The following is a 14,372-nucleotide window of genomic DNA, read 5'->3' as shown; positions in this document are numbered from 1 at the left end:
AATTAAAAGTTTGAAATATGAGTCATTAAAACTAAAAAGCTATTGGTAGTATATCGACAATACATTGAAAGTATAAAGGTAAAAAATCAACAAGCATAGTCGGTAATAGGCGTGAATAATAGGCCAAAAAAAAGACCGCCTAAGCGATCTTATATTCTATTATTGAGTTAAAAAACTCAAGTCTTCTTCGGGGCGAGTGGTAAACACTTCACAGCCGTTGTCAGTCACCACCATGGTATGTTCCCACTGGGCCGACAGTTTGCGATCTTTAGTAATAGCCGTCCATTCATCCGGTAAAATCTTAGTTTGCCATTTACCTTCGTTAATCATTGGCTCGATGGTAAAGGTCATGCCAGTCTTCAGCTCAAAGCCCGTACCTTTTTTGCCATAATGCATGACTTGCGGCTCATGGTGGAATTCATTACTGATACCGTGACCACAGAACTCGCGGACGATACTAAAACGTTCAGGCTCGACCACTGCTTGGATAGCGGCACCGACGTCACCCAAACGTGCGCCATTCTTGACCACACTCATACCAGCATATAGCGCCTCTTGTGCCACTTTGCAAATACGCTGCGCCATGATTGAGCCATTACCAACGACCCACATCTTTGAGGTATCGCCATAATAGCCGTCTTTGATGACAGTCACATCGATATTGATAATATCACCGTCTTTAAGGATTTTGTTTTCGCTTGGAATACCATGGCATACCACGTGATTAACTGAGGTACAGATAGATTTCGGAAAGCCATTATAATTAAGTGGCGCTGGAATCGCGTCTTGCACATTAACGATATAATCATGAGCGATTTGGTTCAGTGCTTCAGTGCTGATGCCCACTCTAACGTGCTCATCAAGCATCACAAGCAAATCACTAGCAAGTTTACCGGCGATACGCATTTTTTCTATGGCTTCAGGTGATTGAATAAGAGATTTTTTAGTCATCATGATCGGTCTTATAGTTATAGAATTTAGGTAATGAATTATATCATAAACGCACAAGTTGCTGCTTGAATGCAAGTCATTGAATATTTCAATCATGTTGATATTAACTGACTTTATATATACAAAAATGACTATAGAGTCATGGTAATAGAAGTATGAATGTCAAAAACCAGTTGAATGTTGGTAATTATATAAGTATTGTCATTTTGGTTGCTAAATGATTTAGCAATAGTGTCTTTATAACTTTTGCAGTAAGTGCAATATAAGTTTATATAAAGGAACTGCCAAACTCTAACGATAACAAGGACGTTGTTATGACTATAGAATTCCCTCTTCGCAGGGTGCTGATGCCGAGCGCTTTTTTACCCTCACTTGGTGCTATCAGTGCCGGTTTACTCCTAATGGCGTTACAAACCACATCAGCCCAAGCGGCGGGTCAGTACTATAACTGTGCCAATCCCACTGGTTGCAAGTTGGTTGATAGCCAGTACGTCACTTCTAATTACACTAAAACTCAGTATCCGGTCGTCTTGGCTCATGGACTTGGTGGTTTTACCACGCTATTTGGAGTTATTGATTACTTCAATGGCATTCCTGAAGATTTGATGAAAGGCGGCTCAGAGGTGTATACCACCAAAACATCAGCCGCCAATAACAGTGAGATTCGTGGGGAGCAGCTGTTACAACAAGTCAAAACCATCACGGCCATTTCAGGTAAATCTAAAGTCAATTTATTTGGGCATAGTCAAGGCGGTATAGACATTCGTTATATCGCTGGCGTTGCGCCAAAATATGTAGCCTCAGTAACGGCTATTTCAAGCCCAGAGCAAGGTTCAAAAACGGCAGATTTTGTCAGAAATACCCTTGATCCAAACAACGACACGGGCACTCCGTCAAACGTCACAACACAGTTAGTATCAGGACTGTTCAATTTAATCGGTGGTTTTACAGATATCGGTTCGGGTATCAGCTTTGAAGAGATACAACAGCAAGATGGCTGGCAAGCAGTTGTGGCTCTATCGACCGATGGTGCCGCTCTTTTCAATGCCAAATTTCCTGCGGCAATGCCAACCAGTTATTGTGGCCAGCCAACCAGTACTGCTGTCAATGGCATCAAATATTATTCATTTAGTGGTGTTGGACAAATAACTAGCGCACTCGATCCTACTGACTATCTATTAGCAGCAACGGGCATACCGTTTGCAGGAGACTCTAATGATGGCTTGGTCTCTGCCTGCTCAAGTCGGCTTGGTTATGTGATTCGTGATAATTATCGAATGAATCATCTGGATTCAGCCAATCAATTGCTGGGCTTGACTGCATGGGGAGAGTCTGAGCCGAAATCTATTTATCGTACGCAGGTAAGTCGTTTGAAAAAAGCCAATCTATAATTGGTTAATGAGTAGACTATAGCCTTGAGTCTGCAAGCGTTGTATAAAGAAGCAGGGTCAACAGTGTTGACCCTGCTTCTTTATATTAGATTCGTATATCAATTGATTTATTAAATAAGATGTTTTTGCTATGTCAAATAATCGCCGTTCACCTTTTTTGATCGTTGCTGCTATTGCTGTGATTATCGCCATCACAGTAGCAGTAATCGTATGGTTTAAACCTAGTAATAACAGCGTTAACGCTTCTGAATCGCTGTCTACAACGGATAATAATGACACTGGGAATAGTTCAATAGATATGACTCAGCCCAGTAACGGTGCTGGCATGTCATCCAATCAAAACAATACTGAATTTGCCACGGGGCTGGAGAATTTACCGCGCTCCTTGCAAGGTACCGATGTCGATGGTGAAATTATTATTGATGAAAATAAACAATTGGTCGTCACCGAAGGTTTACGTCGTTTGTTTGATTATTTTTTATCAGCACTTGGTGAAGAAGAGGAAGCGGTCATTTATGCCCGTGTGGAAAGTTATATACGCAGTCACACGCCAGAGCCTGCTGCCAGTCAAGCAGTCACTATATTTGATCAGTATATTGCTTATCTAAAGGCAATCGCTGATATTGAGAAGAAATACGGCAATCTACAACTACAAGCGACAAAAAGTGGCTCACTGGATTTAAATGTCGTTGCGCAGCAAAAGCAGGAGGTAGCCAAGCTACGTCAGCAGCATTTTGCTAAAGAAACCATCACAGCCTTCTTTGGTACAGAAGATGACTATGATGACTATAGTATCGAGATGGTCAGAATCAACCAAGATAACCAGCTGTCTGACAGCCAAAAAGAGGCGGCAAGGCAAGACTACATCAGTCGTATGCCAGACAATTCGACCAAGGCCAATCTTGCCCAGCAAGCCAATCTAAATGAGTTGATAAGTCGTACAGAGCAGATGCAAGCAAAAGGTGCAACGGCTGAGGAATTATATAATATGCGCCGTGAGCTTGTCGGCGCGCCTGCAGCAGCACGGCTTCAGCAAGTCGATCAAGAAGATGCTAACTTTGATCAACGCTTCAATCAGTACCAAGTACAAAAGCAGCGCCTTTTGAGCCAAAGTGCGGATAAAGCCCAAACAAATAAACAAGCGCAAACTCAAATCAATCAGCTTGAGCAGCAACTGTTTAACGATACTGAACGTAAACGTCTCTCAGGTTACGCTGCTCTACAACAACAGAAAACTGCTAACGCAAACTAATAGGTCAGCGGCGCGTTGTAAGAATGATTTTAAAAATAAGTAGGTGGCGCTAAAAGTAAAATGAAGGTTTTAAATATACCCTAAAAACGCTACGGTACTGCTAGTATAAATTTTTTGCAGCCTCTGTCTGCGTGTAGGCACAGCAAGCAAGAAAAATTAATACCAGCAGTACCTAACGTATCGATATTACTTTTCACTGACTATACGGCAGAAATTTTAAATATATAACGAATAGTGAGAGAAGAATTATTTGATATCAGTTAATGGCTCGACTAGCAAGGAGCATTAGCAAAAACCCTATACAGTCAAACAAATATGGTTGCAAACATACACCTAATTTATCATGACAGCCTTACGAAGAGCATGCATAATGGCGCCATCGTTTAGATTAATGATTAAAATAATAAATTAATCATAACAAACGCTCACATATAAAATGATAGTTAATAAACCCTTTATATGTGTACATCACTATTTGATCTCTATAGGAGTTTATATGAAAAACATGACTAAAATGATGATGGCTGCCACTCTTGCTGTAGGTACACTTGCTGCTGCCGGTTGCCAAACTACTCCTAGCGTCACTGCCCCAGTGACCCAGCCAATTACTACTACTGCTCTACAATCGTATGATTGGCAGCTTGTTGATGCCAAACGCACTAATGGCGCCAAAGTGACCCAATTATTCTTTGACCCAGCTAAGCCGTTAACGTTGAAATTTTTTAAAGCGAATGGTAGCGACCGTGTGACCTTTGTGAATACTTGTAATAACATTGGCGCTGATTACAGCGTTGTAAATGGCAACGTCGTATTAGGTAATGTGTTATCTACTATGATGGCATGCCCTGAGCCACAAGCAAGCTTTGATACGGCAACAATGGCGACTGTACAAGGTAAATACAGCATTAGTAACAATGCTAATAACATGCCTATCTTGACCATCACCAATAGCAATCAAGTTGCTCATTTTAAAGCTATCTCTAAATAATTTAGCGATTTGATATAAATGTTGGTGTAATGGACAAAATTCATGCTAAAAAGTAGACGGTAGTCGCTAATGGACATAATTCATGCTATTTGAGTGACTTTGACGCAAGAAAGTCCTTAATAAACTGTAACTTACGGTGTTCATTCAAGCCATGATGACTGTGTAATTGCCGCTTTAATTCACTGAACAAACCTTCAAGAGAATTTGTGGTATTCGGTATGTCTAAATACTCATATTCTCGATAAGTGAATAGCCAATCACTATTGGTTCTGAGGCTACGATAAGCACTTCTAAGACGCTTGTATGTGTACCATGTTTCACCTGTATTCTCATTAACGCTACGTTCACTGAGATAGGCTTCATGGGTAAGGTACCAGTGATCTAAGCGCTTTATGAACGCGGCTTTATCAAGCTGAGTTAAGTCTAAAGTCAGCTGCCTAAGCTCAATACTGGCGATGTTCTTAGGACGACGGGTTAAGTAGCGGGTCACTATTTGTATTTGATGGAACTGACACATTTGACAAGGAATGCTGGTAAACAGCATCCTCAGTCCTCGTCTACCATCGCAGGTAATGCTTTGTATATCAACGCCTAGCGATGTTAAGTGATTTATCCCTTGCTTGTAGGCGCTATTGGTTTCATGGCTGACTATCGCATAATATAGAACAGTTCTTGTGGTTTCGTCCATAAAAACCATCAGACCAAACTTACGGCCAAAGTAAGTGGTGTCCATGATGATATTAGCGGTCTTAGGACGTTTAAATTGGTACTCAATACTGACTTTGTCTAAGCGTCTTTGAATGGTTTTAAGACTACAGTGGTATTTGTCAGCCAGTTGCTTGTAGGTCTGTTTCCCTTGGGTGTATTCAGTCCAAAGGGTTTGGTTATTGAGTCTTGCACCGCCTAAAAACTGCCGTCTGCAAGCTAAGCATTGGTACTGTTGTTTGCCGAGCTTGCGTCCATTTTTCTTGATGTGTTTGTCACGACAAAAAGGGCAGTTTTTTGATTCATGGCGTTGATTCCTTGCAAATAGAGACAGTATATAGCTTTAGGCACTATGACAGCATGAAAAATGTCCATTACACCAACCTTTAGCAATTTCCATCATTATTTTTTATAAAATTACAAAGTCCAGTAGAGTCTCGCAAGCTAATCATTAGATAACACGGCCTATTCTTAAAAGCGTTACTATTATTAATAAGATCGCGCATACCGTTATTAAGACCCAGGTCGTCTTAGCCCAGTTTTGCATAATCCCATTACCTCGTTAGCTATTATATTCGTTATTATGAATATAATAGCTAACAAAATAAATATGTCAAACTCTTTAGCATATAATTGAGATTTAAATATACTGCAGCCAGTCTTAGGAATGATAAATCATTACTTTAAATTTCAGCGAAGTTAGGATGATATAAATACTTATATATCAAAAATTATATAAACTAAAAGACCGCTATCATGGCGGTCTTTTTTGGGATGCTTAAAGCATGATTATTTAAGATGAAAGCCTAACAAGCCTTGTATCTCTTCGATGCTCATATGCCTGACGAGCGCCTGCTCCTCTACTGACAAGCGATTGGTGTGCTCTTTTATCATAGCATGGATACTACGAGCAATCTCTGAGGTCGGAGCATAATACATTTGTGGTTCTTCTTTGGTGAGTTTGATCAAAAATCTATCGACAATTTTATGCTTTTGAGTCGATGCGTGTTCTTCAGTCATGGCATTCTCCTAGGGGTAAACCATTTAAGCAGCCAGCTTAACGATAGTCAATGCTCATGAGTACAATAACCACGTTAAATGTCACGTTCTAATATTTAACATGGCCTATACGGTATTTGATATTTTAAAATATTATAGTTTACGCTGAGCATGTAATGAAGTGCGTTTAACTATTCGGGAATGACAAACATGTTAAATCAGTCAGTAGATAACCAAGTAAGCCAGCCATCTAATCAACCGTCAAACAAAAAAATAGCACTGGTATTGTTTCATAATGACTTGCGGGTAAACGACAACGGCACATTATTAAAAGCGGCTGAACTCACTCGTGATAATAACGGACGACTGCTGTGTGTTTATGCGCCAGATCTGGCAGATGAACTTGCCGAGCAGACCAGCAAACAACTCTATCACTTTGACGAAATGGGGCAAGCACGCGCGCAGTTTTTACATGAGAGTTTGGTTGATTTGGATAAATCGCTACAGCGCCTTGGCAATAGATTGCTGTGCCTAACATCAAAAACGTTATCAAATGGCAGTTTTCAACCAACACTAGAGACCTTTGCACAGCTATGCCAACTTATCGAGCAGCAGCAGGTTACCGATATCTGCGTCAGCCAAACGGCAGATTATAATCAAAATCAAGCTTATGACGCTTTGCAAAATAAGTATCCGCAGATAGGTTGGCATGCTCAGTCGATAAGCACCTTATTTGCTACTTTACCAACAGACGACTTACCCAAAAGCTTTACTCAATTTCGCAAAAAGGTAGAGTCAGATTATAATTTATTAACTGCAGAAAACGATCTTAAGATTGAGCAGATGCCAGAAACGCTATCGCCAATGCCTGATAATATGATAAATAATCACCAATATTTCCTAAAGCAAGACGCTGATAATCCATCACAGCAACATCCGCAAAAGAATTCTGAATTTAAAGGTGGTGAAACCAGTGCTATCAATCATCTAGATCACTATTTTGAGTCCGAAGCGCCCAGTACTTATAAGACCACGCGTAATGCGCTTGATGACTGGACGCATTCCACTAAATTCTCAGCGTGGCTAGCAAATGGGACGTTATCAGTTAAAGTGCTGCTGAATCGTTTACGTCATTATGAACGTAACGTCATCGCGAATGAGTCAACTTACTGGATATGGTTTGAGCTACTGTGGCGCGAGTATTTTTATTGGTATGCGGTTACTCATCAGCAAAAGCTGTTTTGGTTTAAAGGGATTGCTCAACATGCCCCATCAACTCAGTTCGATAAAACACGTTTAGAGCAATGGCAAATGGGTACAACGACATATCCTATCGTTAATGCTTGTATGCATCAGCTAAAAACGACAGGTTATATGTCTAATCGAGGCAGACAAATTGTTGCCAGCTGCTTTATTCATGAGCTGGGTTTGGACTGGCGTCATGGTGCAAGCTACTTTGAGCAGCATCTTATCGATTACGATGTAGCCAGTAACTGGGGTAATTGGCAGTATCTCGCTGGGGTCGGCGCTGACCCAAGAGGCTGTAGACAGTTTAACCTGATCAAGCAAACCCAACAACACGACCCTAATAGGATTTTTATTGATAAATGGCAGGGTAATGAGGCCATTAATAACGCCAGTAAATTCTAAACCGATTTCAGTATAAGATGAGTTTAACATGATGAAAAAACCCAGTCCTTATTTAACTTTTGCAGGTGCTATTCCATTCGTAGTCTGTGCCATTTTTATCACTATGGGTGTTGACGCTATCCCGGTTTTGGGGAAAACCACGCATATACTATCTATTTATGGCTTAGTGATAGCCTCATTTATGGCAGGTGCGCACTGGGGTAATCATCTAAGTTTAGCCGATGGGAATGCATGGGCAGTCAAGCTGCCTATATTTAGCAACATTATCGCGCTTGCATTGTGGCTAGGGTTTTTGACTTTATCGCCAGTCGGTTTTATTTGGCTGCTAGTCGTTGGTTTCGCTAGTATGCTAGTGATTGATTATGGTCTTTATCATGCTCAGATTATCAGTGCTGATTATTTTAAAGTAAGACAGTACGTCACAGCAATGGTGGTTATTTCACTTATGATTGCAGTAGTTCAGTTATAAGTAGTTAAAATCAGGCAAACCTACATTAGGTAAAATGAACGATGAATACTAAACTTATTGTTGCTATAGCCATTCTAGTATTGCTAGGTATTATTAGTTTCAATTATTACGATAGCAGCCAGTCTCAGCAAAGTTTAGCGATGTCTATAGAAGATAAAGTTAAGCTTGATACTATTGTAAATCAGTGGGAGCGTAACAGCGAATTGGCAAGCAAAGCGTCCACAACAGAAAGGCCTGTAATCATAGAAGAGATGCAGACGTTAAGAGGTGAGACAGCCAAACTAAAAGTCACGCCATGCTTAATAAGTTCGAAAAAAAGCTTATTGGCGGCTATGGACGCAGAAATAACAGTGTATTCAAGTCTGATAGCAGACGCTGAAGCAACTATCGAAATAGATGCGAATAACGTATATAAGTCGATTAAAAAATATCATGAGACGGTTGAAGAGTGTACAAACTAGTCTTATTAAAGTGAAAACAACTTTACCGTATGGGTCGCTTTTATTATGTAACCGACTTATCTCTACAAACAGCTTTAAAAGTTAAACACATTGAATAATTTATAAAATTTATTTAAAATGAATCTTTAAGGTAACTATTCTAACCTTTACTATAAGAAGCCTGCTATGCAATCTATCAACTTACCCAGCAAGCCACCAAGCGCTCCGCATCCTATACTCAATTTGAGCTTTCGAATATTTTTTAGTGCAGCAGCAATTTTTGCCATTATCACGATGGTATTGTGGGCGTTTGTATTTACCGGACATACGGCGATAGAGGCACAAACGTTAAATCCATTATACTGGCATGGTCACGAAATGATTTATGGCTATGCTTTAGCCGTCGTGGCGGGCTTTTTATTAACGGCGGTGAAGACGTGGACAGGCGTCATGATGCCTCATGGTTATAAGCTGTTAGCTATTTTTGTTTGTTGGTTGCTGGCGCGTTTGGGCTGGATAGCGTTTGGTTTGGGCGTAACGATAGCTGGCAGTAGCGCATGGCTATTATATGCCGCTGCGGTGTTTGATTTGTTGTTTGTCGGCTCCATGGCTTTTGTGATTTTTCGGGCAGTGTTACAAGTTAAACAATATAAGCAAATGGGCATCTTAGCGAAGCTTGCGCTACTGACATTGGGTAATGGCTTGTGCTATTGGGGTATTATTAGCGCCAATATGAATATGACTAAGCTAGGCGTCTATTTAGGGTTTTATCTTATCATTGGCTTGGTATTGACCATTGGTCGCCGCGTCGTGCCTTTCTTTATCGAGCGCGGTCTTAGTATACCTAACGCTAAAGGCGTGGCAGAAACTGTGACGGTACGCAATAATAAAGCGCAAGACATCGCAAGTTTACTGTTCTTCTTTACTTTTTTCATCGCCGATCTGTTTTATCCAAATAAGTATCTGTTGACCATCAGTGCGCTTGGCGTCGCAGTGGTCAATATCGTACGCTTGATGGGTTGGTATCATCGCGGTATATGGCAGAAACCGCTATTATGGTCGCTATTTGTCGCGTTCTTAGGGATGTGTGTGAGCTTTATATTGTACGCACTGCAGCCATGGTTGGGCTATAATCATAGTATCGCAGTACATGGATTGTCGATTGCTGGTGTGGGCATGATGACTGTTGCTATGATGGCGCGCGTCTCGCTTGGTCATACTGGACGTAGTATCCATACACCTCCTAAAACCGTCAATATCATGTTTGGTCTGATGGTATTAGCCTTTGTCAGTCGTGTGTTTTTACCTTTATTTGACATGAGTCATTATCTGTTATGGATAATGATAGCGCAAAGCGCTTGGATAGCCTGCTTCGTCGTATTCTGTATTAGTTATTTACCGATGCTGGCACGTCAGAGACCAGACGGTTTATTCGGTTAATAAGACGATAAAAAATAAAAGCAATCGCTAAAAAGATAACTAACATTGTAAAAGCTAACCTTGCTTGAAAATGAGAGTTATAGTGGATCCATTTTTAAAAGAATACAGGGCTACTGGGATTAATTATTCGCGGACTCTGTCTGCGTAAGCACAGCAAGCAAGAAAAATTGATACCAGTAGCACGTTATAATATTTGTATTTTTTTTATTTAGGACTGACTAGAGTAGAAAAATAAAGCTAATCGAAAAAAATATTTAGACAGTAAGGCTGCTTAGAAAACACCACCACTTAAAACTACTTAACATCCATATCAAAAATAGGAGCGCTTAAAAATGCGACTGACCAACTATAGCGATTATGCGCTGCGCTCATTAATATATTTAGCGATTAAGCCGGAGCCGCATCTACTGGCTAATATTAGTGATATTGCGACCAGCTATAATATCTCTCGAAGTCATCTAACTAAAATTATTCATCAGCTGGGGCAACTTGGCTACATTGATAGTGTCCGCGGTAAAAATGGCGGGATTCGGCTGGCCTGTGCACCCAAAGATATTAATTTGGGTGTATTGATTAAAAAAATTGAGCCGGATTTTAATTTGGTTGAATGTTTTTCTACGGATTTACTGATTAGTCCGAAACCTGATAGTAATAATAGTGTGGTAAATGTTGGCAGCAGCGACGAGAAAGCTATTAACAAAGATTTATCGTTGATACTGATTGATGAGGCAGTAAATAATGCCACATCAGGCTGTGTCATTAGCCCTGTTTGTCAGCTCAAACAGGTGTTTTTTGAAGCGTTGACCGCTTTTATCAGCGTACTTGAGCGTTATACATTGGCAGATATTATTAGCAATGAGTCGGAGTTAGCTGAGTTGTTGTTTTATAGAAATCCTGTTGCTCAGGTTTTAAAGTAATATATTAAGCTTGGAGTAGGATAGTAATCAAAAAGGCTCGCTATATTAGCAGGCTTTTTTTATAACTTTTTTATGCCTCTTATTACTGCTGTTCAAGTACTTTAAGGATTATCAAGCTTAACGAGTGGAGGATTTGGCTTAAGTGGTTAGGCTTAAATGCTTAGTATTAAAAAGCCCCTACGTAAAACTAGGTAGAATATAATAGAAGCAAAACTAAACCTCTCGTTTAATATTTTCAATTTGCCTGCTTATTACTGTTAAGTTATTATCAACTTCTTACTATACCCGTGTATCTTATTTAAATTATCTCTAGGATTAAGTTATGAAATTCGTTTGCAAAATGAGAGCGTCAGCTGTCATGGCGGTCATGTTATTAACAGGGTGTTCAAGCTTAAATACCGATAGCAATACCACTAAAGATAGTGTCGTACAAGCAACCCAAGTTGCGCCCACGCTGCAGACAGGCTTTCGTTTTAGTGATGCTGAGAACTTTGATATTGCTAATAAGGACAAGCTTTCTTATCGTAATTTTTACGAGAAACCATCTACCGGCGCAGATGCTAAATGGTTTGATGCGGTAAAGCATGGCGACTTAGCAACCGTTAAGTATATGGTCAATAATGGCCAAGATTTAGAAGTGAAAGATACGGGTAATCTTGATCAAACAGCGTTAGGTTGGGCTGCATTTATTGGTTATGAAGATATCGTCGATTATCTCATTGCTCAAGGTGCAAGCTTACAAGCGACTGACAAAGGTGATGTCTATAACGTCCTAAAATCTGCCGCTCTAGGTAAAAATACCAAGGTAGTTAAAAAGGTATACGGACTATTAAATGCTCAAGAGCCAGTCAATTTAAATGATCAAACGCGAGAGAGTGATGGTGAGACCTTGATTATGGTTGCTGCGAGTAACAACCGTATTGAAACCGTCAAATACTTACTGTCGAAAGGTGCCAATCCAAATTTGGTGGCGACGACTAAAGACAAGAAGTTGGGTTCTTACAATCAAGGCGCATACTCCTATGCTTGTACGCGTGGTCATGTAGAGATGCAGCAATTGCTCAAGGCGAATGGTGCTATTAATCATCGAACGGGTAAGGCAAGTTGTGAATAACGATATTGGTTAAACATAGAAAAAGGCTACCGTTTTGGTAGCCTTTTTCTATGATTCATTTTTATAGTTTTTATTTTAAGCTTAAGCGCTTTCAAGTTTTGGTCGTGCTTTATCGATGGCTTTTAATAAGGCTCTTTCAAACTCACCGTCTTTAAACTTAACTATATATGAATGGGCCGCGCAAAAATTACGCACATCTCGCCACTCATGTGCCAAATTACTGGCCCAGTCGCAGTATTGCTTGCCAGCATTTGGCTCATTTTTTAGTGCTTTTTTGGTTGTGGGATGCAGCATGAGATCTGGCAGTACTGCCTCAAGCAATTTCATTGGTGGACTCATAAAAGTATCGTCAACGTGCAAGCTTTGACTGGCAGGGTGATAGGCCAATAGTGAGCCTGCATGAAGCATCTCATTGGGTGAGATGTAATGAACGCCTTCTGACAGGGAAAATTTAAGCTCAGGATAGCGTTTGGCTACGGGGTTACTTTCGACCAAGTCAGTCGCCCATTGTACTTCCGGTATTTTTTTATGATGACGGCTGCTGCCATAAAATATCGCTTGCGGAAAGTCCTTCGCCATCTGTGCACAGTATACGGTGTGGAATGGATGGACATTTAGCACGGCTTCGACATCTTGACCGTTATTGGTTAATGCCATGACCTCGTCACGCACTTCACCCGTTAAAGCGTAACTGTCCAAAAAAACAAAACGTCCTGAGGCTAGTTTTACAAGTGAGCATTGAGTGCCAATATTTATGACACCGCCAATGCGAAATGAGCCGCGTATATTCCAAAACCCTGAACCTAAATTATGAATTTTATCTGACATTATTATTTTCCTTATTTTTTTAAAAGTGGATTGAGAGTGGAGAATGGAGAGCGCGAATGCTGTTTAACAATATAATAAGTGCTTTTAAACAATTGTTTAAATAGTTATGAAATTTTAAGCTCAGCACGAGCGCCATCAATGACAGACAATAGCGCGGACTCAAATTCACCTTCGCCAAACTCAACCACACCAGAGTGCGCACCACAAAAGTATCGCACATCAAGCCACTTATTTGCCAGTGCCGTCGCCCAGTCGCAATATTGCTGACCTGCATTTGGCTCATCTTTCAGCGCCTGCTTAGTAGTTGGATGCAAGCCCAGAGTAGGCTGTACCGTATTTAATAGTTTAGACGGGGGAATCTCAAAAGTGTCATCAACATAAATGCTTTGACTGGCAGGATGATAAACTAATAACGAGCCTGCATGAACAGCGTCATCGGGCGCGATGTAGTAAATTCCTTTGGGAAGAGAAAATTCAAGCTCAGGATAGCGTGTCGCAACGGCATCGCTCTCGACCAAATCCTCTGCCCAATTAATTTCTGGTACTTGCTCAAGGTGGCGGCGGCTGCCATAAAATGTGGCTTGCGGAAAGTCTTTTGCCATTTGCGCACAGTGTACGGTATGAAAGGGATGGACATTTAGCACAGCTTCGACATCCTGACCGTTATTAGTCAAGCTCATTACTTGCTGACGAACCTCACCTGTTAGCGTATAGCTGTCTAAAAATATAAATCGTTCCGATGCGAGCTTTATGAGTGCAGATTGCCCACCGATATCGATTATACTATTTTTAATAAATGAGCCCCGTATACTCCAAAACCCCGCTCCTAAATCATAAATTTTATCGACCATTGAGATCATCCCTTAATAGTTTTTACTTATATGTTTTAACGTCTTAGATTGTTTGATGGTGAATACTGTTTATCAACGAAAGACATCCTACATCAATAAATAACACCTTAAGATTATGGTTTTTTGAGCGCACAAAGTCTGTACTAAAACAGATAGAAATCATGTAGATGTGTAAAAATGAAAAACCAGATAGAGGAATGTTTGATATTGCAATGTAATGCTGTATAGCAGCAGCTAAGCTAAACAACGCTATAATCGATACTAAATAAAAAAGATACGTATTGTAGTGCCGCGTAACTGATATGAATTTTTATTGCTTGCTGTGTCTACGCTGACAGAGGCTGCAAAAAATAAATACCAGTCACGCTGTATCACTT

At 40.4% G+C, this 14,372-nt stretch carries 14 protein-coding genes; 9 read left to right on the top strand and 5 right to left on the bottom strand.

Annotation, left to right across the window (positions count from 1 at the left end; translation table 11 throughout):
* Positions 1 to 159: 159 nt before the first annotated feature.
* Positions 160 to 951, bottom strand: a complete 792-nt coding sequence (map, locus tag WAZ74_RS09025) for a type I methionyl aminopeptidase (protein ID WP_422307984.1) — start codon at positions 949 to 951, stop codon at positions 160 to 162.
* A gap of 314 nt (positions 952 to 1,265) precedes the next feature.
* On the opposite strand from map, the gene WAZ74_RS09020 reads away from it, so the two are divergent.
* The 3 genes from WAZ74_RS09020 (at position 1,266) to WAZ74_RS09010 (ending at position 4,582) form a co-directional block, all read left to right on the top strand.
* Positions 1,266 to 2,342, top strand: coding sequence for an esterase/lipase family protein (locus WAZ74_RS09020; protein WP_422307967.1), 1,077 nt, complete (start codon positions 1,266 to 1,268; stop codon positions 2,340 to 2,342).
* 130 nt (positions 2,343 to 2,472) lie between these two features.
* Positions 2,473 to 3,594 carry a lipase secretion chaperone gene (locus WAZ74_RS09015; RefSeq protein ID WP_422307966.1) on the top strand — a complete coding sequence of 374 codons (1,122 nt, stop codon included), beginning with the start codon at positions 2,473 to 2,475 and terminating at the stop codon, positions 3,592 to 3,594.
* Positions 3,595 to 4,090: 496 nt separating this feature from the next.
* Positions 4,091 to 4,582, top strand: coding sequence for an META domain-containing protein (locus WAZ74_RS09010; protein ID WP_422307965.1), 492 nt, complete (start codon positions 4,091 to 4,093; stop codon positions 4,580 to 4,582).
* 85 nt (positions 4,583 to 4,667) lie between these two features.
* Here the strand turns inward: WAZ74_RS09010 and WAZ74_RS09005 are convergent, their stop codons facing one another.
* Together WAZ74_RS09005 and WAZ74_RS09000 are read right to left on the bottom strand one after the other, a co-directional pair.
* Complete coding sequence (locus tag WAZ74_RS09005; protein WP_422307983.1) at positions 4,668 to 5,621, bottom strand: IS256 family transposase, variant Zn-binding type; 954 nt, start codon at positions 5,619 to 5,621, stop codon at positions 4,668 to 4,670.
* Positions 5,622 to 6,076: 455 nt separating this feature from the next.
* Positions 6,077 to 6,307 carry a hypothetical protein gene (locus tag WAZ74_RS09000; protein ID WP_422307964.1) on the bottom strand — a complete coding sequence of 77 codons (231 nt, stop codon included), beginning with the start codon at positions 6,305 to 6,307 and terminating at the stop codon, positions 6,077 to 6,079.
* 189 nt (positions 6,308 to 6,496) lie between these two features.
* Here WAZ74_RS09000 and WAZ74_RS08995 point away from each other — a divergent pair, with 189 nt between their 5' ends.
* The 6 genes from WAZ74_RS08995 to WAZ74_RS08970 all read left to right on the top strand — a co-directional run bounded on the left by WAZ74_RS08995 (position 6,497) and on the right by WAZ74_RS08970 (position 12,316).
* Complete coding sequence (locus tag WAZ74_RS08995; RefSeq protein ID WP_422307963.1) at positions 6,497 to 7,936, top strand: DASH family cryptochrome; 1,440 nt, start codon at positions 6,497 to 6,499, stop codon at positions 7,934 to 7,936.
* Between the two features lie 28 nt (positions 7,937 to 7,964).
* Positions 7,965 to 8,405, top strand: coding sequence for a DUF3429 domain-containing protein (locus tag WAZ74_RS08990; RefSeq protein ID WP_422307962.1), 441 nt, complete (start codon positions 7,965 to 7,967; stop codon positions 8,403 to 8,405).
* A gap of 41 nt (positions 8,406 to 8,446) precedes the next feature.
* On the top strand, positions 8,447 to 8,866 hold the full coding sequence (locus tag WAZ74_RS08985; RefSeq protein ID WP_422307961.1) for a hypothetical protein: 420 nt from the start codon (positions 8,447 to 8,449) through the stop codon (positions 8,864 to 8,866).
* Positions 8,867 to 9,031: 165 nt separating this feature from the next.
* Positions 9,032 to 10,285 carry an NnrS family protein gene (locus WAZ74_RS08980; protein ID WP_422307960.1) on the top strand — a complete coding sequence of 418 codons (1,254 nt, stop codon included), beginning with the start codon at positions 9,032 to 9,034 and terminating at the stop codon, positions 10,283 to 10,285.
* A 332-nt stretch (positions 10,286 to 10,617) separates the two neighbouring features.
* Complete coding sequence (locus WAZ74_RS08975; protein WP_422307959.1) at positions 10,618 to 11,202, top strand: Rrf2 family transcriptional regulator; 585 nt, start codon at positions 10,618 to 10,620, stop codon at positions 11,200 to 11,202.
* Positions 11,203 to 11,524: 322 nt separating this feature from the next.
* Positions 11,525 to 12,316 carry an ankyrin repeat domain-containing protein gene (locus tag WAZ74_RS08970; RefSeq protein WP_422307958.1) on the top strand — a complete coding sequence of 264 codons (792 nt, stop codon included), beginning with the start codon at positions 11,525 to 11,527 and terminating at the stop codon, positions 12,314 to 12,316.
* An 81-nt stretch (positions 12,317 to 12,397) separates the two neighbouring features.
* Here the strand turns inward: WAZ74_RS08970 and WAZ74_RS08965 are convergent, their stop codons facing one another.
* Together WAZ74_RS08965 and WAZ74_RS08960 are read right to left on the bottom strand one after the other, a co-directional pair.
* Positions 12,398 to 13,144 carry a hypothetical protein gene (locus WAZ74_RS08965; protein WP_422307957.1) on the bottom strand — a complete coding sequence of 249 codons (747 nt, stop codon included), beginning with the start codon at positions 13,142 to 13,144 and terminating at the stop codon, positions 12,398 to 12,400.
* A gap of 104 nt (positions 13,145 to 13,248) precedes the next feature.
* Entirely contained in the window at positions 13,249 to 13,995 is a 747-nt protein-coding gene (locus WAZ74_RS08960) for a hypothetical protein (RefSeq protein ID WP_422307956.1), read from the bottom strand.
* Positions 13,996 to 14,372: the final 377 nt, after the last annotated feature.

This window comes from Psychrobacter sp. (assembly GCF_049295055.1).
Classification (GTDB): Bacteria; Pseudomonadota; Gammaproteobacteria; order Pseudomonadales; family Moraxellaceae; genus Psychrobacter.
Note: the sequence above shows the minus strand (reverse complement) of the source record. Positions and strands in the feature narration are given on the sequence as shown.